The sequence below is a fragment of the Streptomyces ortus genome, from assembly GCF_026341275.1.
Lineage (GTDB): Bacteria > Actinomycetota > Actinomycetes > Streptomycetales > Streptomycetaceae > Streptomyces > Streptomyces ortus.
Genome location: NZ_JAIFZO010000002.1, coordinates 3,796,760 through 3,817,062, shown reverse-complemented (window position 1 = coordinate 3,817,062; position 20,303 = coordinate 3,796,760). Strand labels below are relative to the sequence as shown.

Genomic DNA, 20,303 nt, shown 5'->3' with positions numbered 1-20,303 from the left:
AGCCGTACGACCGGAACGGAGCCAGCCCTCATGGAGCCCGACCTCAGCAAGTACCGCCTGGAGGGTGACGCCTCGATGTACCGGCTGCCCAGCGGGATCGTTGCCCCCGTCGTGACCCGCGCCGGAGCGGAGAGCGCGAACACGGCCGACTCCGGCGGCGCCGTCCGCGTCTCGGGCGTCAGCATCCAGCACACCCCCGCCACGAAGCTGTGGTTCGGCAAGGTCGGCAACGAACCCGGCTACCGCTCGGTCACCCACCACCACGGCGAGGCCGAGACCGGCGGCTACGTCCTGTCGGGGCGGGCCCGCATCTACTTCGGCGACAAGTTCGAGGACTACGTCGACATGGCGGAGGGCGACTGGGTCTTCGTCCCGCCGTTCATGCCGCACATCGAGTGCAACCTCTCCCGCAACGAGCCGCTGACCTGGATGACCACCCGGACCCCGGAGAACATCGTCGTCAATCTGACCGACGTCCCCGACGCCGACCTGCGCGACTGGCTCGACCGATGACGCCGGGCCCCGCACCGGCACCGGGCGGTACGCCGCCGACCTCGGCCTTCTTCACCGACGCCGTCACGCTCACCCCCACCCCGCCCGAACACTTCGACCTGGCGTTCACCGCCGTCACCCAGCCCTGCCCCTGGCCCAAGGCGTACGGCGGTGACCTGGTCGCGGCGGCGGCAGCGGCGGCGATGCGGTCGGTGACCGACCCCAAGACGCTGCACTCGATGCACAGTTACTTCCTGCGCCCCGCCGACATCGGCGCCCAGGTGCGCTACGAGGTGGAGGTGCTGCGCGACGGCCGCGGCTACAGCACCCGGCAGGTCCGCGGCTACCAGAACGGCAAGCCGCTCTACGTCTGCCTCGCCAACTTCGCCGCGGGGGAGCCCGGCGGCACCTTCCACGCGGAGTTCGCGGAGGTCGTCCCCGACCCGGAGGACCTGCCCAGCTCGGCGGCGTACCTCGAAGAGCGCGGCGGCGGCTCGATGACCGACCAGTCGAAGGCCTACTGGTCCGCCGGCCGCAGCTTCGACATGCGCCATGTGCCCGGCCCGGTCTACCTCACCGTCGAAGGCAAACGGCTGCCCCAACAGGCCCTCTGGGTCCGGCCGTTCGACCGGCTGCGTCCCGTCGACGGACTGACCGACAGCCAGCGGGACCTGGCCGCGCTGGCGTACGTCTGCGACTACACGATCCTCGAACCCGTCCTGCGGGTCCTGGGCCTGGCCTGGGCCGACCCCGGGCTCGTCACCGCGAGCCTCGACCACGCCATGTGGTTCCACCGCTCCGGGCCGGTCGGCGACTGGCTCCTCTACGTCCAGGAAGCGGTCGCCGCCGACGCGGGCCGCGGAGTGGGCACCGGCCGCTTCTTCACCCGCGACCACCGCCACCTGGCCACCGTCGTCCAGGAGGGAATGATCCGCCCCGCCTGATCCGCCGCCCGGCACGGCCCCGCCACGTCCGGCACCGAGCGGCCCCGCCCGGCACCGGCGGGCTCCCGGAAGGACTCCTCCGTTGACTCTTCCGCCACCGCTCCCACCGCGCCCCTCCCGGCCGCCGTCCTCCTCGGCGTACGAGGACACCTTCGCCCGCGACCATCTGCCGCCCGCGCACCTCTGGCCGGTGATCGAGTTCGCCACGCCCGAACTGCGCCACCCGGAACGGCTCAACGCCGCCGCCGAACTCATCGACCGTCCCACCTCGGCGTTCGGGGCCGACCGCCCGGCCCTGCGCACCCCGGCCGGAGAGACCTGGTCCTACGGGGAACTGCGGACCCGCGCCAACCAGGTGGCCCAGGTGCTCACCGAGGACCTCGGCCTGGTCCCCGGCATGCGGGTCCTGCTCCGCGCACCCAACACCCCCTGGACGGTCGCGAGTTGGCTCGGCGTGCTCAAGGCCGGGGGAGTCGTCGTCACCGTCATGGCGGCCCTGCGCGCCCGCGAGATCGCGCCGGTCGCCGAGCGGACCCTGCCCGCCCTCGCCCTGGTCGACCACCGCTGTGCCGAGGACGTCCATGTCGTACGGGACACCGTGCTGCCCTCGCTGAAGGTCGTCGAGTTCGGCGGCAGCGGACCCGGCGACCTCGTGACCCTCGCCTCGGCGAAGTCCGGCGAGTTCACCGCCGTGGACACCACCGCCGACGACGTGGCCCTCCTCGCGCCCACCTCCGGCAGCACCGGCACCCCGAAGATCACCATGCACTTCCACCGGGACGTCCTGGCCATCGACGACACCTTCGGCCGCCATGTACTGCGTCTGCTGCCGGAGGACCTGGTCGCCTGCAGTGCCCCCTTCGCCTTCACCTTCGGTCTCGGCATGCTCGTCGTCTTCCCGCTGCGGGCTGGTGCCTGCGCGCTGCTCACCGAGGCCGTGACCCCGCAGGGCATGGCGGAACTCGTCGAGCGGCAGGGCGTCACCGTGCTCGCGACGGCGCCCACGGCGTACAAGGCGATCCTGCGCGAGGGGCGCGAACAGCAGCTCGCCGGACTGCGCGTCGGCGTCTCGGCGGGCGAACACATACCCCTCGGCACCTGGGAGCGGTTGCGCGACCGTGTCGGACTGCGGATCATCGACGGGATCGGCGCCACCGAACTGCTGCACATCTTCATCTCGGCGGCCGGCGACGACATCCGCCCCGGCGCCACCGGCCTGCCGGTACCGGGTTTCCGCGCCACGATCCTCGGCCCCGACGGCACGGAACTGGGCCCCGGCGAACCGGGCAGACTGGGTGTCATCGGCCCGGTCGGCTGCCGCTACCTCGACGACGAACGCCAGAAGGACTACGTCGTGAACGGCTGGAACGTCACGGGTGACGTCTTCCACCGCGACGAGGACGGCTACTTCCACTACCACGCCCGCGGCGACAACATGATCGTCTCCTCCGGCTACAACATCGGCGGCCCCGAGGTCGAGGCCGCCATAGACACCCACCCCGACGTCCTGGAGTGCGCCGTCGTCGGCCGGAGCGACACCGAACGCGGCGAGGTCGTCTGCGCCTTCGTCGTCCTGCGGGACGGCGTGGCCGGGGACGCCGCCAAGGCCGCGGAGATCCAGGATCACGTCAAACAGGTCATCGCGCCCTACAAGTACCCGCGGGACGTGCGGTTTAGCTCGTCCCTGCCGCGCAACGCCAGCGGCAAACTGCAGCGTTTCGCACTCCGCGCGGCCGTCGAGGACGAGCGGGCCGCCCCGGCCGCCGGCGAGCACTGAAAGAGGAACTCCCGTGAAGATCGCGATCGTTGGCGGTGGCCCCGGCGGCCTCTACTTCGCCGCTCTCATGAAACAGCTCGACCCGTCCCACGAGATCACCGTGTGGGAGCGCAACGCCCCGGACGACACCTTCGGGTTCGGTGTGGTGTTCTCCGACGAGACGCTCGGCGGCATCGAGAACGCGGACCGCGAGTTCGCCGACGCCATGGCCCGCCGCTTCGCGCGCTGGACCGACATCGACATCCACTACCGGGGCCGGACCCACACCGTGGGCGGCCAGGGCTTCGCCGCGATGGGCCGCCGGGAACTGCTCGCGCTGCTGCAGCGCCGCTGCCACGACCTCGGGGTGCGCGTCCGCTTCTCCACGGCCGCCCCCGACACCGGCGTCCTGTGTGCCTCGTACGACCTGGTGGTGGGCGCGGACGGGGTCAACTCGCGGGTCAGGGACGCCCACCGGGACATCTTCCGTCCCACACTGGACCAGCGGCACAACAAGTACATGTGGCTGGGCACGGACCGGGTCTTCGAGGCGTTCCAGTTCTTCGTCAAGCAGACGGAGTGGGGGACCATGCAGGTGCACGGCTACCCCTACTCCGAGACCGGCTCCACCTTCATCGTCGAGATGCACGAGGACGTGTGGCGCCGGGCCGGCTTCGACAGCGCCGAGGAGACCCCGTTGCCGCCGGGCGCCTCCGACGAGCGGGCCGTCCAGCGCGTCCGGGAGCTCTTCGCCGGGGAACTCGACGGGCACCAGGTGTTCGCCAACAACTCCAAGTGGCTCGGCTTCACCACCGTACGCAACGAACGCTGGCACCACGGCAATCTCGTCCTCGTCGGGGACGCCGCGCACACCGCGCACTTCTCGATCGGATCGGGTACCAAACTGGCGATGGAGGACTCCCTCGCCCTCGCCGCCTGTCTGCACGAACACCCCGACACCGAGGGGGCGTTGAGGGCGTACGAGGCCGAGAGGCGCCCGGTCGTCGAGTCCACGCAGCGGGCCGCACAGGCTTCCCTGGAGTGGTTCGAGAACATCGGTATGTACGCCCACCAGGAGCCGACCCAGTTCTGCTTCAACCTGCTGACCCGGTCCCGCCGCATCACGTACGACAACCTCCGCACCCGCGACAGCGAGTTCGCCGACCGGGTCGACACGGCCTTCGCCGCCTCCCAGGGCCTGCCGGAGACCGCTCCGGCGATGTTCCAGCCCTTCCGGCTCGGCGAGCTGGAGCTGAAGAACCGGGTGATCGTGTCCCCGATGGACATGTACTCGGCCGTCGACGGCGTACCCGGCGACTTCCACCTGGTCCACCTCGGCTCGAAGGCGATGGGCGGCGCCGGACTGGTGATGACGGAGATGGTGTGTGTGTCGCCCGAGGGCCGCATCACCCCCGGCTGCACGGGACTGTGGAGCGACGAACAGCGCGACTCGTGGGCGCGGATCGTCTCCTTCGTCCATGAGCGCAGCACCGCCCGGATCGGTCTCCAGCTCGGCCACTCCGGCCGCAAGGGCTCCACGCGGATCATGTGGGAGGGCATGGACGACCCGCTGCCGGACGGCAACTGGGAGCCCGTCGGCCCCTCGCCCCTGCCGTACGGCCCCGGATCGGCCGTCCCCCGCGAGCTGGACCGCGCCGGCCTGGACGCGGTGGTCGCCGACTTCGTCGCAGCCGCCCGCCGGGGCGCCGAGGCGGGGTTCGACCTGCTCGAACTGCACTGCGCCCACGGCTACTTGCTGTCCTCGTTCCTCTCGCCGACGGCGAACCACCGCACCGACGAGTACGGCGGTTCGCTGCGGGGCCGGCTCCGGTTCCCGCTGGAGGTCTTCGACGCCGTCCGCGCCGCCTGGCCCGCCGAGCGACCGATGATCGTACGGATCTCCGCGACCGACTGGGTTCCGGACGGCACCACCGAGCACGACGCCGTGGAGATCGCCCGCGCCTTCATCGCCCACGGCGCGGACGCCATCGACGTCTCCTCCGGGCAGGTCACCAAGGACGAGCGCCCCGCGTACGGCCGCTCCTACCAGACGCCGTTCGCCGACCGGATCCGCCACGAGGTCGCCGCCGCCACCGGCACGGCCGTCATCGCGGTCGGAGCCATCGCGTCCTACGACGACGTGAACTCGATCCTTCTCGCCGGGCGCGCCGACCTGTGCGCCCTGGGCCGCACCCACCTCTACGATCCGCACTGGACCCTGCACGCGGCGGCCGAGCAGGAGTGCCGGGACGGTGCCGGCCAGTGGCCGCTCCCGTACCGGGCCGGCGCCCGCAGGCCGCCGAGCGCGCGCACCGACGCCGTCCGGCCACGGCTCTCCCTGCTGCGGGCCGAGGACCCCGGACAGACCGTCCATCTGCGCTGGATCCCGCCACGGGAACGGGCCACCATCGCCTGAGGACGGACCGAGCCGCCGCAGACGTGTTCACATGACCGAAATTGAACCCCTTGATACGACGTGTGACGCATTGACCCCACAGCGCTGTCACGGTTGCATGCTCCTGGGTCACCGGTGGGGAGCCGGGGAGCGACCCTGTCCAGTGGGGGAAACGATGACGCGTACGGGCTGGAGCACCACCGGACGTGTGAGAGCCGCCGTGAGCGTGGCCGCCGCGGTCTGCGCGGTCACGGCGGGGTTACCGGGCACGGTCTCGGCCGGGACCGCGGAAGCCCTCGGAGCGGGTGTCGAGCGGATCAGTGTCGCGCCGGACGGCACCCAGGGGGACGGCGCCTCCTCCGGCGGCACGATCACGTCGGACGGCCGGCGGGTCGCCTTCTCGTCGGTGGCGCGGAACCTCACGGCCGACGGCACGGCCACCTACGAAAAGGTGTTCGTCCGCGACCGGCGGACGGGCCTGACGGTGCGGATGAGCACCAGTGCGCCCCCGATCCAGCGTCGCCCGGTGATCAGCGGTGACGGGGAGTACGTCGCGCACTGGGGGCTGATACAACGGGACACGAAGTCGTTCCTGTCCCAGGTGAGGTCGCAGGGCACGATCGGCGTCAACTGCTCGGGCCTCAGCTGCAGTCAGCCGTCGCTGAGCGCGGACGGCCGCTATATCGCGCAGGTCGGTACCTCGGGCCGGCCGTCGGTCCGCCAGCGCATCGAGGTGCGGGACTGGCAGGCCGACACCACGGAGACCGTCTTCGAGTTCGAGCACACCCTCCCGGCCAGGCCGTCCATCAGCGGCGACGGGCGCTTCGTCGCCTACGAGGACGGCCAGGCACAGGACGTCTTCGTGTGGGACCGGACCGACGACACCTCCGCCGGCCCGATCGAGGGCCCGTCCGAGGCGGCGACGCTCGTCCAGCTCAGCAGGGACGGCAGCGCAATCGTGTATCTCTCGGGCTCCGACACCCACGTCCAGGACGAGGGCTCGGGCGCCGAGCACGTGGTGCCGAACGCGCGGGGCCTGGCCATCGATCCGACCGGCCGCTATCTGCTGTACACGCCGCAGGACACGAGCGGCCCGTCGCTCGTGCTGCGCGACCTGGTGACCGGCACCGACGAGACCGTCTCGGACCGGCCCGCCTCGGCCGGGACCGACGCGGTCAGCGCGAGCGGGCGCGACGTGGTCTTCCAGTCCGCGGCCGACGACATCGTGCCCGGCGACACCAACGGCACGTCGGACGTGTTCGTCCGCCACTTCTACTGATCGCTGCGGTGTCAGCCCGAGGCCTGGGCGTTGTCCTTCAGGGCGCCCCAGCCGTGCCACCGGTCGACCTCGATGTAGGCGCTGACCCGGTCGCGGACGCGGTCGGGATAGGGCTCGCCGGTGTAGTGCCGGGAGAGGCGGTCGATGTCGACCAGGCCCTCGTCGTCCTTCATGTCCGTCACCTGGCCCAGAAGGGTGACATGGGTGTACCAGTCGTCCCCGTCGAGGACGGTCAAGGTCACCCGGGGGTCGCGACGCAGGTGTTTCAGGCGCACCCGTCCCAGGTCCATGCTGATCAGCGCGCGGTCGTCCTCCCACAGGTACCAGGTGGGCGTGGACACGGGCGCACCGTCCGAACGCACCGTGGCGATCACGGCCGCGTTCGGACGGCTCAGAAGTTCGACGGCCTCGGGCGGAAGCGGCGGCTTGGACATGTGCACTCCTCCATCTGGGCGGGCCCGCAGGGTGAGGACCTCCCGCGACTGCATCCTCACGCCCCGCGTGCACCCCCGCCACTCGACGCTCCCGCCGCTCGCCGCCGCCTCCGCGCCCGGCCCCTGACCGTCAGGGCTTGACGGCCACCGCGCCGAACTGGGGGACCGTGACGGGAGAGCCCGTACCGGGGTGCCAGTGCGTGCAGGAGACCAGGCCCGGTTCGAGGAACTCCAGACCCTCGAAGAAGGCGGTGACCTCCGCGCGGGTACGGGCGGTGATCGGCGGGGTGGCGTTCTCGTTCCAGAACTTCATCGCCGCCACGTTGCCCTCGCCCCCGAGGTCGGGGTCGGTGGTGGGGTGGGTGAGGACCAGGTAGCTGCCGGACGGGACCGCCGCCATGACCTGGCGCACGATGTCCTGGGCCTTGGGGGTGTCGAGGACGAAGTTGAGGATGCCCAGCATCATCACGGCGACGGGCCGGTCGAGGTCCAGGGTCGCCGAGGCACGCTCGATGATGCTCTCGGGGCGGTGGACGTCGGCGTCGATGTAGTCGGTGGCCCCCTCGGGAGTACTGGTCAGCAGCGTCCGCGCGTGCGCGAGCACGATCGGGTCGTTGTCCACGTACACGATGCGCGCGTCGGGTGCGGACCGCTGCGCTATCTCGTGCGTGTTGTCCAGGGTCGGCAGACCGGTGCCGATGTCCAGGAACTGCCGGACCCCGCGCTCGTCGACCAGTTGACGCACCGCGCGTCCCAGGAACTCCCGGTCGGCGCGGGCCACCTCGCGGATCACCGGGAACATGCCGGCGACCTGGTCGCCGACGGCCTGGTCGACCTCGTAGTTGTCCTTCCCGCCGATCCAGTAGTTCCAGACCCGGGCGTTGTGCGCCACCCCGGTGTTGAGCCTCCCGGAACCGCTGGACGGGGCCTGGCTCTCACTCATGTCTTTCCTCTCCCGGACACGTCCGGACCCGCCGTACGTGTCCTGGGCGTCTGCGGCCGCCGTGGCGGCATCGAAGCGTCGTCCCCGCCATTCTGCCGCGTGTGGATCACGCCGTCCCGGGATTCCGGCACGGCGGCCCAGGACCACGCGTACTGTCCCGCGCGTTCCTGGGCGGTGCCGTGGTCAGGCCGCGGGTGCCGGATACGTCGGGTACTCGACCCCCGTCACATGCTGGACGACCCGGACGACCTGGCAGGAGTAGCCGAACTCGTTGTCGTACCAGAGGTAGAGGATCGCGTTGTCGCCGTCGACCTTGGTGGCGCCGGCGTCGACGATCGAGGCGTGGCGCGAGCCCATGAAGTCGCTGGAGACCGCGTCGGGGGCGGTGGTGAAGTCGATCTGCCGCTTCAGCGGTGAGGTCAGCGACACGTTCCGCAGGTGGTCGAGGACTTCCTCCCGGGTGGTCTCCCGGCCGAGCCGCAGGCTGAGGATCGCGATCGACACGTCCGGCACCGGGACCCGGATCGAGCTGCCGGTGATCGGCGCGTCGAGATCGGGCAGTGCCTTGGCCACGGCGGAGGCGGCGCCCGTCTCGGTGATCACCATGTTGAGCGGCGCCGAGCGGCCACGGCGGTCGGCCTTGTGGTAGTTGTCCAGCAGGTTCTGGTCGTTGGTGAACGAGTGGACGGTCTCCACGTGCCCGCGCAGCACGCCGTACTCGTCGGCCATCGCCTTCAGCGGCGGGACGATCGCGTTCGTGGTGCAGGACGCGCAGGACAGGATCCGCTCGTCCGGTTTGATCATGTCGTGGTTGACGCCGTGCACGATGTTGGGCACGTCACCCTTGCCGGGGGCGGTCAGCACGACCTTGTCGATGCCGGGGCGCAGGTGCTGCGACAGACCCTCGCGGTCGCGCCAGATGCCGGTGTTGTCGATGAGGACGGCGTCCCTGATGCCGTACGCCGTGTAGTCGACCTCCGACGGGTCGTTCGCGTAGATCACCTTGATCGCGTTGCCGTTGGCGAGGATCGTGCTGCTCGCCTCGTCGACGGTGATCGTGCCCTGGAACTGGCCGTGGATCGAGTCGCGGCGCAGCAGCGAGGCGCGCTTCACGAGATCGTCGGCGGCCCGTCCACCGTTCCGGCGGACGACGACCGCACGCAGGCGCAGGCCGTTGCCGGAACCGGCCTTCTCGATGAGCAGGCGGGCGACCAGGCGGCCGATGCGGCCGAAGCCGTACAGGACGACATCGCGACCCGAGCGGCTCTCGATCTTGTCGGCGCCCGTGGCACCGGCGACGGCCTCGGCGGTGAAGGCCTCGACCGTGAGGCCGCGGTCGTCTCCGCGGTGGGTGGCGGCGAGCATCCCGATGTCGATCTGGGAGGGGCCGAGGTCGAGCGTGGTCAGCGCCCGCAGATAGGGCAGGGTCTCGGTGACCGACAGTTCCGCTCCGGCGATCTGCCGGGCGAACCGGTGGGTCTTGAGGATGCTGACCACCGACTTGTTCACCAAGGAGCGGCTGTGCAGCAGGACGGTCACGTCCCGCTCGCGGTGCAGCTTCCCGATGATCGGGATCATCGACTCCGCGATCTCCTCGCGGTTCTTCCAGTTGGTGAACGAGTCGTCATTGACAGTCACAGGTTTATCTTTCGAGCTAGGCGGTGCTCATATGATAAACCGTCGATGATCTCGCCCAGCACGCGGCCCGCCCTCCCGGTGGGAGGACGGGCCGCGAACGCTGTTCAGCCGGCTGTCACGGGAAGCTGGTGATCTTCGACGGGATGGTGTCCGACCCCGACGTGGGCGCACCCGTGTTGTTCACGACGTGCGCGTACTGGCCCTTTCCTCCGAGTGAGATCACCTGGATGCTGTGCAGCTTGACGCCCGACTTGACCGGCACCTGGAACCCGTGGTGCTGGACGATCGTCGAGTCCGTCGTGAAGTTGCAGTAGCTGCCCAGGCCCCAGGCCTCATGGGTGTTGACGCTGTCGGCCACCTTGTAGGCGGCGTATCCGACGATGCCGTCATGGGTGATGGCGGCGGAGTTCGGCACGTCGTAGGCCTTCTCGTTCTGGAAGAAGATCGTCCGGCCGCGTTCGCCGTTCCATACGACGTCGTACTTGTTGAAGTGCTCGACGAACAGGCCGGTGGCGAGCACGTCGTCGCCGTTGACCTCCAGCCCGTAGTCGGCGCGGTTGGTCTCCCAGCCGACGCCCGCACCGTGGTCCGCCCGCCAGATCCAGGTGTGGTCGACGATGGCGTCGTCGCTGTTGATGACCATGGAGCGGGTGGCGAGGCCGGGTCCTGCCCCGCCGATCCGGACGAACACGTCCTGCACGGTGGTCGGGTTGGCGGCGTGGTCGGCCGACGAGCCGGGCGCGCCGACCTGGAGCAGGGTGTCCGACTTGGCCGCACCGGCGTCGATGAGGAAGCCGGCCAGCCTGACCCCGTCGACGTCGGCGACGTGCATCGCGTCCACGCCGTTGTCGGGGACGATCGTGGCGAGGCCGAGGCCGAGGACGACGGTGTTGGCGCGGTTCACGTTGATGGTCTGGTCGAGGTGGTAGACACCGGGCGTGAACAGCAGGTTGAGGCCCTGCGCCAGTGCCGTGTTGATGGTGGCGGCGGTCGCGCCGGGCTTCACGACGTAGAACTGGCTGAGCGGGAGCGAGGTGCCGCCCGCGTTCGCCGGCCAGGACACACCGCGGGCGTTGGTCCGCTTCGCGGGCACGAACACCTTGTAGTCGTTGCCGTCCAGGTACAGGAACGGCTTCTCGCGCGAGACCGGAGTGGTGTCGAGCGTCGTGTACGGGCCGGAGTCGAAGTTCGTAGCCGGGGCGCCCTGCACACCGGAGAACGTCATGTTCCAGACGCCGTTGGTCCAGCCGCCGACCGAGCTCTCGCGGGTATACCACTGCTGCTGGGAGTACGGACCGACCGTGCCGTCGATCTTCGAGTCGGCGATGTAGCCGCCGGAGGCCCAGCCGTAGCCCGCGGGTGCGAGGTTGAGGCCGCCCTCGACATGGATCCTGCGGAACGGCGCGGCCTGCGCCACCGCCCAGCGGTCCGTGCCGCTCACGGGCCTGATCGACAGGTTTTCCGCCGAACGCCAGAAGTTCTGGGTGGCGTTGCCGTTGAACCAGCCCGCGTCCACGGTGATGTCACCGTTGATCTTCACGTCGTCGGGGTTGAGTCCGAGCCCGGAGATCGAGGTGTAGAAGCCCAGTTGCGCGTTGATGCCGTTGTACGTGCCCGGCTTCATCAGGAACTGGTAGCGGCCGGAGCCGAACTGGTTGGACTCCTGCTGGGTGAAGACCTGGTCGAACTTGGCCTGCAGGTTGGGGGTGTTCGGGTCCACGACGATGACGTTGGGGCCGAGATCGCCGCCGCCCTCGACGGGCGGGGTGCCGCCGCCGGTGCCGGTGTGCACCGCGACCTCCCACAGCGAGTAGCCCCAACCGGTGCCGCGGGCCGTCCCGTTGATCCGGACATAGCGGCCCGAGCCGCTGACGTCGTAGGAGGCGGTGCCGCCGGTGCCGTTGGTGACGGACTTCAGTGTTGTCCAGGTCTGGCCGTCGGCCGAGGCCTGGATGGTGAAGTCCTTGCCGTAGGCGGTCTCCCAGTTGAGGTCGACCTTGCAGATGTCCTGGACCGAGCCGAGGTCCACCCGTAGCCACTGGGGGTCGGAGGCCTGGCTGGACCAGCGGGTGCCCGTGTTGCCGTCGAAGGCGGACGCGGCGGGCGTGCCCGCGTTCTCCGTGGAGGACGCGGTGGCCGGCTTGCCCTGGGCGGCGTTGGCGGTCGAGCAGGCGGCGGCGCCGTCCTGCGAGAGCGGGGCCTGGGCCGCGACGGCCGGTAGTTGGGCGGGGAGGGTGATCAGCGCGGCAGTGGTGGCGAGCGCGAACCCCAGGGATCTGAGTCGCAGACGTTGACGTCTCATACGTTGACTCCGTGCGGGTGTGGAGGGAGCGGAGCGGTCGGCGGGAACCCCTACCCGTGCGGCGAGGAACCCAGGAGCGGTGCGGTGACGCTTAGTTCAGGTGTTGATTTAAGTAATGAATCAACTGCTCGGCAACCCGTCGGACATGACTTCTTTACGGAGGCCTCCGGCCGTCGGCGCGAGGGGGCGGCCGGAACGGTGCGCGAACCGGCATTAGCACGTGCAGACGACTCTCGAAAAGTGGAACCAGTGGGACCGCGGGGGCTGTACTTTTACGCCTGCCGCGTGATCATGCGCATCGGCCCGGCGTTGTTCAAACCCGCAAGGAGAACCAGAACCATGCTGCACAAGGTCTACGTCGCCGCCCTCCCCGTCCTGCTCGCCGCCTACACGGCGCCGGTGGTGCTCCGCTGGATGTGGTGATCCCACCACTGGCCCCCGTCAGCGCGGTTCGGGACTGACGGGGGCCGACGGAGTGCGGACGCCGGCTCCTGGGCTGATCCTCAGGAGCCGGTCGACCTGTGACTCTTCAGGAACTGAAGAAGCTTCGCGGCGTCCGCCTCCGCGCCCAGGCCGCGGTACAGAGCGACGGCACGCTCGCCGTGGTCGGCGCTTCGGTCGGTCGGGCGGGGGGACAGGGACGCGATCCGCGCGAGTCCCGCGAGCGCGTGGGCGGAGCCCATGGGGAACTCGATGCGCTCGGCCACCTCGAGGGCCTGCTCGTACCCCTTCGCCGCGGTGTCGAGCCGTCCCGACTCGCGCTGGACGTCCGCCGCCGCGATCAACGCCCGCATCCGCTCGTACGGGTTGTCGATGCGGGTGGCCACCTGCTCCGCCATCGTGAGATGCAGCAACGCCTCGCCCCGGCGCCCCGACCCGGCGTAGGACGTACCCATGCTGATCAACACGTCGGCCTCGCCCAGGGCGTCGCCACTGAACCGGTGGGCGGCCAGAGCTCTCTTGAAACAGCGCAGCGCCTGGTCCGTCTCGCCGACCGCCTGGTGCACCCTGCCGAGGTTGGTGTCGAGAATCGCCAGGTCGACACGGCCGCCGTGCTGCCGCATCAGGACACGCGACCTCTCGTAGCAGCCCTGGGCATCGGCGTAACGCCCCTGGAGGAAGGCCAGTTCCCCCCTGTTGTTGAGCGCCTGCGCGAGCCCGTACGGGTCGGGCAGGGCCTCGTATATGGCCTCCATGGCCTGGACCTTCTGGAGAGCCTCGTCGTAGCGCCCCGCGTAGTACAGAACCCCGCCCTGGACGTTGAGGCACTCGGCCTCGCCGGAGCGGTCGCCCACCTCGCGGTACAGCGTCAGCGCCTGGTCCAGGACACGTAGCGAGGTATCGCCGTGGCCCGCCGCCAGGTGGGCGCGGCCCGACTGGAAGAGGGCGTCCGCACGGCCGGGCGCATGGCACAGGTCCTCGTGGATCGCCAGCGCCTCGGTCGCACAGCGCAGGGCCGCACCATGGTCGCGCTGCGCCAGCAGGTCCGCGTGGTCGGTGAGGGTCTGGGCCAGCGCGGCCCGATCGCCGGACGCGCGCAGGACCGGTACGGCCGCTTCGAAGAGTTCGGCCTCGATGTCCCACGCGCCCCACAGCTTGAGGGATCTGGCCAGCACGTGCGGGAACAGGGCCGCGTACTCCGGATGTCCGGCGGCGGCCGTGCGCGCGACCGCCACGAGATTGGCGCGCTCCACGGTCAGCCACACCGAGGCCCCGTCCGCGTCCGCGAACGTCGGTGCGGACAGCGGCCGGGCCGGTGCGGGGAGGTTCAGGTCGACCACCCTGCGATGGGGGTGGCAGAGCCGGTCGGCCCGGTACGCGGTGGTGAGGTAGTGGGCGACGAGACGGCCGACCGAGGCGTGCCGGACCGCTTCCGGGTCCGTGCGCAGGCACACCTGCAGGGCGTAGGCCCGGGTGAGGTCGTGCAGCCGGTGGCGTCCGCGGACCGGCTCCTCCAGGAGGCTGGAGTCGATGAGTTCCTCGACGGATCGCTCCAGGGCCTCGGCCGCCCGCCCGGCCGTCCGCCCACGATCCGGTCCGCGATCCGGTCCGGGATTCTGTTGGGGATCCTCTTCGGGGTCCGGTCCGGCGAGTGCCGAGGCCGCCTCAAGGGTGATGTCGGAGCCGGGGTGCAGGGCGAGGCGTCGGACCAACTCCTGCGCTGGGGAGCTGAGTTCCGTGTACGAGAACCGGAACACCGCGCTGATCACCGTGTCGAACTCCTGTAACGGACTCGTCGCGTGTGCCAGCCGGTCGAGCATATGCTGCAGGTCCCAGGAGTCCCGGTGGCGGAAGCGGCTCGCCAGGACCTGCAGGGCCAGCGGATGGCATGCGCAGGCCTCCACGATCCGCCGCAGGCACTCCGGGTCGCCGGACACCCTCGACGCACCGACGATCCGGGTGAAGAGGGCCGCGGCCTCCTCCCGGGACAGGGTGTCCACGAACAGATGCGCGGCGCCGTCCAGCCCGGCCAGTCGGCCCCGTGTGGTCACAAGGACCCGGCAGGTGGGGGAGCCGGGCAGCAGAGGACCGACCTGAGCGGCGTCCCGCACGTTGTCCAGGACCACGAGCACCCGACGCCCGGCCGTCCACTCGCGCCACCTGGTCGCCCGCTCGTCCAGCGTGGCGGGCAGTTCACCGGTCCCGCCGGTGGCGTGCAGCAGATGGGCCAGGGCGTCCGCCGGGTCGAGCGGCTGCTGCCCGCTGTGGCCCCGCATGTCCACCCAGAACTGGGAGTCCGGATACACCGGGGACAGACGGTGCGAGGCATGTACCGCCAGCGCCGTCTTCCCGATGCCCGGCATTCCGTGGATCACGGTCACCGGCAGAGCGCTCGCGGCCGGCCGGCCGGCTTCGGAATCGGCGAGCAGGATGCGCAGTTCACCCGCCCGCCCGGTGAAATCGGGAATGTCCCGCGGCAGACAGTTGCGGGGCTCCGCACGCGGGGCCGGGTCACGGGGGCCCGACTCCGTCCGTAAGAGGTCCCGGTCCTGTTCCAGCATGCGCAGATGGAGCTGCCGCAGTTCCGCGGTCGGCTCGATGCCCTGGCTCTCGTGTAATCGTGTGCGGGTGTTCCGGTAGACGGCGAGTGCTTCGTCGTGACGTCCGGAACGGTACAGGGCCAGCATCAGGGAACCGATCACCTGCTGGGCGAACGGGCTCTGGCTGGCCAGCTCCCGCAGTTCGCCCACGAGGTCCGCGTGACGGCCCAACTCCAGCTCCAGAGCGATCCGTTCCTCCCGGACCCGGCGGTGGTCCTCGGTCAGCCGGGCCCGTGCGGAGTGCGCCCAGGAACTCTCACTGAACTCGGTCAGGGGTTCACTGCGCCACAGCGCTTCGGCGGTACGCAACAGCCCTATGGCCAGCGGGCGTTCACCCCGCGCCGCCGCGGCCAGTGCGTCCGAGCGCAGCCGCCGGAAGCGCAGCAGGTCGATGTCCTCCGGATCGGCGCGCAGTTGGTACAGCCGCTGGGAGGGCCGTTCCACCCCCACCCTGTCGTCACCGACCGCCCGGCGCAGCCGCCCCCTGAGCCGCGAGAGGTAACTCTGCAGTGTGTCCAGGGCCGTCAGGGGCGGCTCGCCGTCCCAGACCCGGTCCATCAGCGTGTTCGCCGACACCGGTTCACCACGGGCATGGATCAGAACGGCCAGCACGCGGCGTTCCTTCAGCGATCCGAGTTCGTGCTGTCGCTGGTCGTGCCAGAGTTCCACAGGTCCCAGAGCAAGAAGTTCCACCATGCCCCCCGACGGGTGCGCTTCTTCCCACGGCCTTCGCTGATGTCCGTACAAGTGTGTGAGCCATACCACTGTTCTACGGCCGTTCCATGGAGTCAGGGGTGGAGAGACAGGCGCACCGAAGCGTGCCGGGCGCACGGACTCGGGTTCCCCCGCCGTGCCACCACAGGAGTGCAGGATTCCTGCAGGCCCCCCGTCAGGTCGCGCGGGCATCCCTGTGTCATCGGCCGCGAAACAGCGCGGTCGCGAAGGCGATGCAGGAAGAACCGGGGGATTTCGACGATGAGCGTGACAGTGCCGGAGCCGCAGTGGCGGCATGTGCCGGTGCGGCTGGATGTCGAGCGCTGGGCCACCCGCCGGACCCGCAGGAGGGTCCTGGTCGTGGTGCACACCGTGACAGCGGGTCAGCGGCTGCTCGACACGATACGCCTGCTGGAGGGGGAGACCCGGGTGCAGCTCTTCTTCACCCAGGCACCCGACGTGTTCAGCAACGGGGTCGGTGAGTTCCTCGAACGGCTGGGAGGTCTGGTACTTCCCTGGAGTCAGGCGGTACAGACAGGTTTCGACCTGGCTCTGGCCGCCGGCCACGACGGCCTGCACGAACTGCACGCGCCCGTGGTCGTCCTCCCTCACGGGGCCGGGCACAACAAGTTCGTCCAAGCCGGGCAGCGCGGCCGGCCGGTGTCGCAGCGGGGCGCCTACAGCCTCAGCAGGCAACGGCTGGTACGGGACGGGGTCGTGGTGCCCGAGGCCATCGTGCTGGCCCACCACGAAGAGCTGGCCAGGCTCGGCCGCGCATGCCCCGAGGCGCTGGCGGTCGCCGAGGTGGTGGGCGATCCGTGCTTCGACAGGATCTCCGCGAGCCTCGCCTCACGGGCGCTGTACCGGGAGGCTCTCGGGGTCGGGACCCGGCAGCAACTGGTCCTCGTCTGCTCCACCTGGGGCCCCGACTCCCTGCTGGGGGAGGGGTGGGACACGCTGGAACGGCTGGTCACCGAACTGCCCAAGGACGAGTACCGGATCGCCGCGCTCCTGCACCCCCACGTCTGGAACGCGCACGGCGACTGGCAGGTCCGCGCCTGGCTCGCCCAACTGGTGCGCCGCGGCCTGATCCTGGCAGGCCCGTACGAGGACTGGGCCGGCACGCTCGTCGCCGCCGACCACATCGTGGGCGACCACGGATCGGTGACGCTCTACGGCGCGATGACCGGTGCGCCGGTGCTGATGGCGGGCCGCTCCGACGCGCCGGTCGATCCGGGCTCACCGATGGCCGAGCTGATGTCGTTCGCCCCGCGACTGCGGGAGGACCGGCCGGTGCGTCCGCAGCTGAAACGGGGTTCCGCGTTCCGCGGCGCGCGCCGCTACGAACGGGTCGCGGCCCGGATCACCTCCGAACCCGGCCGGTTCGCCCGCAGGATGCGCGCACTGCTCTACCGCAAGCTCCATCTGCGGGCACCGGCGGCCAGGACCACCACCGAACCGGCACGCCTCCCGCTGCCGGTGCGCTACGACGGACCAGGGAGCGTGCTGCCACGATGACGCTCCTCGCCGCGGTGTCCCGGAGGGCGCTCTCCCCGTCCGCGTACGACCGCGATCACGATGCGGTGGTGCGGGTCCGGACCGTACTGCTGAACACACGGTCCGGCGCCCTCTTCGTGGATGACCATGTCAGGGTCCGGACCTCGGCCCGGCACCCGTGGCCGGTGCTGGGTGACGTGCTGGTCGAACGAGGTGAGGGGGCGTGCCGGGCCGCCGCGCTGGCCGCGTCCTGCCCGGGGGCCCTGGTCGTGGCGGTGCATCACGGCCCACGCTGCTGGATGAGGGTGGGTTCGGACGGCCGGACGCTCGTGCTCACAGCGGGCGGGCCGGAACAGCCGGAGGGGTTCTGGGAGACCGTCGCCTCGCTGGCCCACTCATGGCTGGTGGCCGGGCTGTCGGCGGGGGGCGTCGGGTCCACGACCGGGTGCCGTCCGCCCGCTCACGACCCGTCGGGTCCGCCCCGCTCCAACCGCCGGAGCCGGGAGCGGACCGCCTCGGCCTCGTCGTACCCGGACCGGCCCACGGACGCATAGAGGTCGAGCGCCTCCTGGTAGTGGGTCCGGGCGAGGTCCGTCTGCCCGCGTCGCTCGGAGACCTCCGCCAGGCCTTCGACGGCGCGGGCCGTCTCGTAGTTCGCCGTCATGCCGCGCAGGACGGCCAGTGCGGAGGACAGCAGTTCCGCCGCCTGGCCGGGCCGGTTCGCGGCGAGCTGCGCACGGCCCAGAAGGGTGGCCGCGCGCGCTGCGTTGTAGGTGTCGCCCACGTCCAGCAGCGTGGTGCGGGCGGCACCGGCATGACGGATCGCCTCCTCGGCCCACACGATCTGCCTGGCTTCCCTGGCTTGCCTCGCCTCTTCGGTCTCTCCGGTCTGCCTGGCCTCGTCGGTCTGCCCGGCCTCCCCGGCCTGCTCGGTCGTGAGGGCGAGGTCGGCGAGGTTGAGGCGGGCCAGTGCTCCGGCCCGCCTGTCCCCATGGTCCGGCAACTCCGTGGCGGCACGCGCGAAGTACCCGGCCGCCTCGTCCGGACGCCCGAGTCCTCGCAGGGCGAGCCCCCGGTAGTTGAGCGTGCGGGCATGACCGAGCAGGTCACCGCGTCCGAGGAACAGCTCGGCCGCCCGCTCGAACATCGCCAGGGCGCGGCCGGGATGGCCGGCGTCGAGTTCCCCGAGTCCGCCCGAGGTCAGCATCCGGCATTCGGCCACCGTGTCCCCCAGGTCCCGTGCCGCCGCCAGCCCCTCCCGGTGTGCGGCGCACCAGTCGTCGTGGAACTTCCGCCGCAGGAAGAGCGGCCACAACGCGTCGGCGAGCTGCCAGCAGACGGTGGGGAGTCCGGCGGACCTGGCCTGGTGGACCACGGCCATCAGATTGGGCAGCTCGCGCTCCAGCCAGTCCAAGGCCGCGTCGGGGCCGGCTCCCATGTCCGCGACGAGCACCGGGACGGAGCCGTAGTCCCGGGCCATGGTGCGGTGCTGGGGGTCGATGATCTCCTCGGCCCGTGTCGCGCTCGCCAGGTAGTGGTCGGCGATCCGGCGCACGGCCTCCGCACGTTCCACCGGCGACTCTTCCTCCCTCGCCCGCTCGGCGGCGTGCAGCCGTACGAGATCGTGGAAGCGATGCCGTTCTCCCGGCGCGTCGACGAGGAGGCTCGCCTCGTGGAGTATGTCCAGGGCCCGTGCCGCGTCCGCCTCCGTGGTGAGCAGCACCGAGGCCACCGAGGCGTCGAACTCGCGGCCGGGGTGCAGCCCCAGTAATCGGTAGAGCCGGGCCGCCGGAGGCGGCAGCGTCCGGTACGACAGATCGAGCGCCGCTCGGACACTGTGGTCGCCGTCGATGGCCAGGGCCTCCAGTCGCTGATGCTCCGCGGCCAGCGAGCGGACCATCGTGGCGATCCTGCGCCCGGGGCGCGCCGCGAGCCGGGCGCCCGCGATACGCACGGCCAACGGCAGCCCCGCGCACAACGCGACCAGGGTGCGGGCGTCCTCGGGCTCGTCGCCCACCCGCCCGTCCGCGAGGGTGTCCGAGAGCAGTTCGACGGCCGCCTCGGGGGCGAGCGGTTCCAGGTGGAGGGGATAACAGCCGTCGACGATCAGCCCCGGCAGCCTGCTGCGGCTGGTCACCGCGACGACGCTGCCGCCGCCGGGCAGCAACGGCCGGACCTGGGCCGCGGTCGCCGCGTCGTCGAGCAGGACCACCAGGCTCCGGTCCGCGGTCAACGACCGGTACAGCACCGTTCGCTCGGCGAGCATCGCCGGGACCTGCTGGGCGGGAATGCCCAGGGCACGCAGGAAACGGGCGAGGATCTCTCCCGGGTGCTCCGGCCCGTCCGGCGACTGCGCCCCCAGGTCGGCGTGGAGCTGACCGGCCGGAAACCGGCCGCGCAGGCCGTGCAGCCATCGCAGGGCGACCGTGGTCTTGCCCACCCCGCCCAGTCCACTGACCGCGGCCAGCGCCGGCCGGCCGTCCCGCTCGGCACGGGCACGGTGACGCTCAAGGGCCGCCAGCTCCGACGACCGGTCGACCACCCGTACGAGCGGCGGCAACTGCCAGGGCGTCTGCCGGACGGCGGCGGGCGGCGCACCGATGTGGATACCGCCCTGTACGGAGCCCGCCTGGACGACCGAGCCGTACACCTCGCCGCGCACCTCGTTGTGGGACCTGTGCCCCTCGCCCGGCACTCGCGCCCTCCGCCCCGTGTACGTCGTACGCATGACGACCCATGACCTCTCATGCCTTCGAGGGATCCTTTCCGCGCAGGAGATCGATATCCGCGAACCCGGTGACCGACGGCTCTCCTCCTCGCGGGGCCGGGGAGTGCGGGGCAGGAGTACGAAGGGCGGACGGATGGAAA

The 20,303-nt window shown here is 70.9% G+C and carries 14 protein-coding genes; 8 read left to right on the top strand and 6 right to left on the bottom strand.

The genetic code is table 11. The features are described 5' to 3' along the window. Window positions 1–30 precede the first annotated feature (30 nt). From K3769_RS20100 to K3769_RS20080, 5 genes are all read left to right on the top strand, one after another. Complete coding sequence (locus K3769_RS20100; RefSeq protein ID WP_267027788.1) at window positions 31–513, top strand: cupin domain-containing protein; 483 nt, start codon at window positions 31–33, stop codon at window positions 511–513. Beyond that, on the top strand, window positions 510–1,436 hold the full coding sequence (locus K3769_RS20095) for an acyl-CoA thioesterase (RefSeq protein WP_267027787.1): 927 nt from the start codon (window positions 510–512) through the stop codon (window positions 1,434–1,436). Before K3769_RS20100 ends, K3769_RS20095 begins: the two co-directional genes overlap by 4 nt. Window positions 1,437–1,518: 82 nt before the next feature. Beyond that, on the top strand, window positions 1,519–3,213 hold the full coding sequence (locus tag K3769_RS20090) for an AMP-binding protein (protein WP_267027786.1): 1,695 nt from the start codon (window positions 1,519–1,521) through the stop codon (window positions 3,211–3,213). 13 nt (window positions 3,214–3,226) lie between these two features. Beyond that, window positions 3,227–5,608, top strand: coding sequence for a bifunctional salicylyl-CoA 5-hydroxylase/oxidoreductase (locus tag K3769_RS20085; RefSeq protein WP_267027785.1), 2,382 nt, complete (start codon window positions 3,227–3,229; stop codon window positions 5,606–5,608). A 187-nt stretch (window positions 5,609–5,795) separates the two neighbouring features. Next, complete coding sequence (locus tag K3769_RS20080; RefSeq protein ID WP_267027784.1) at window positions 5,796–6,866, top strand: TolB-like translocation protein; 1,071 nt, start codon at window positions 5,796–5,798, stop codon at window positions 6,864–6,866. Window positions 6,867–6,877: 11 nt separating this feature from the next. Here the strand turns inward: K3769_RS20080 and K3769_RS20075 are convergent, their stop codons facing one another. The 4 genes from K3769_RS20075 to K3769_RS20060 form a co-directional block, all read right to left on the bottom strand. Beyond that, window positions 6,878–7,300, bottom strand: coding sequence for a PPOX class F420-dependent oxidoreductase (locus K3769_RS20075; RefSeq protein WP_267027783.1), 423 nt, complete (start codon window positions 7,298–7,300; stop codon window positions 6,878–6,880). Window positions 7,301–7,430: 130 nt separating this feature from the next. Then, window positions 7,431–8,243 carry an SAM-dependent methyltransferase gene (locus K3769_RS20070; RefSeq protein ID WP_267027782.1) on the bottom strand — a complete coding sequence of 271 codons (813 nt, stop codon included), beginning with the start codon at window positions 8,241–8,243 and terminating at the stop codon, window positions 7,431–7,433. Between the two features lie 183 nt (window positions 8,244–8,426). Then, the gene (locus K3769_RS20065) at window positions 8,427–9,881 is read right to left on the bottom strand and encodes a glyceraldehyde-3-phosphate dehydrogenase (RefSeq protein WP_267027781.1); all 1,455 of its coding nucleotides are present in this window, start codon (window positions 9,879–9,881) and stop codon (window positions 8,427–8,429) included. Between the two features lie 115 nt (window positions 9,882–9,996). Then, on the bottom strand, window positions 9,997–12,183 hold the full coding sequence (locus K3769_RS20060) for a discoidin domain-containing protein (protein ID WP_267027780.1): 2,187 nt from the start codon (window positions 12,181–12,183) through the stop codon (window positions 9,997–9,999). A gap of 285 nt (window positions 12,184–12,468) precedes the next feature. Between K3769_RS20060 and K3769_RS20055 the strand changes: the two genes are divergently transcribed. Beyond that, window positions 12,469–12,606: a hypothetical protein gene (locus K3769_RS20055; RefSeq protein WP_267027779.1), complete on the top strand. Its 138-nt coding sequence runs from the start codon at window positions 12,469–12,471 to the stop codon at window positions 12,604–12,606. An 80-nt stretch (window positions 12,607–12,686) separates the two neighbouring features. Here the strand turns inward: K3769_RS20055 and K3769_RS20050 are convergent, their stop codons facing one another. Then, entirely contained in the window at window positions 12,687–15,893 is a 3,207-nt protein-coding gene (locus K3769_RS20050; protein WP_308216374.1) for an AfsR/SARP family transcriptional regulator, read from the bottom strand. A 306-nt stretch (window positions 15,894–16,199) separates the two neighbouring features. Here K3769_RS20050 and K3769_RS20045 point away from each other — a divergent pair, with 306 nt between their 5' ends. Further along, a complete protein-coding gene (locus K3769_RS20045) occupies window positions 16,200–17,456 on the top strand; it encodes a hypothetical protein (protein WP_267027777.1) in 1,257 nt (418 codons plus the stop codon). Then, window positions 17,453–17,989, top strand: coding sequence for a transcriptional regulator (locus K3769_RS20040; protein ID WP_267027776.1), 537 nt, complete (start codon window positions 17,453–17,455; stop codon window positions 17,987–17,989). Before K3769_RS20045 ends, K3769_RS20040 begins: the two co-directional genes overlap by 4 nt. Here the strand turns inward: K3769_RS20040 and K3769_RS20035 are convergent. Then, complete coding sequence (locus tag K3769_RS20035) at window positions 17,896–20,163, bottom strand: ATP-binding protein (protein ID WP_267027775.1); 2,268 nt, start codon at window positions 20,161–20,163, stop codon at window positions 17,896–17,898. The genes K3769_RS20040 and K3769_RS20035 overlap by 94 nt on opposite strands. Between the last annotated feature and the right edge of the window lie 140 nt (window positions 20,164–20,303).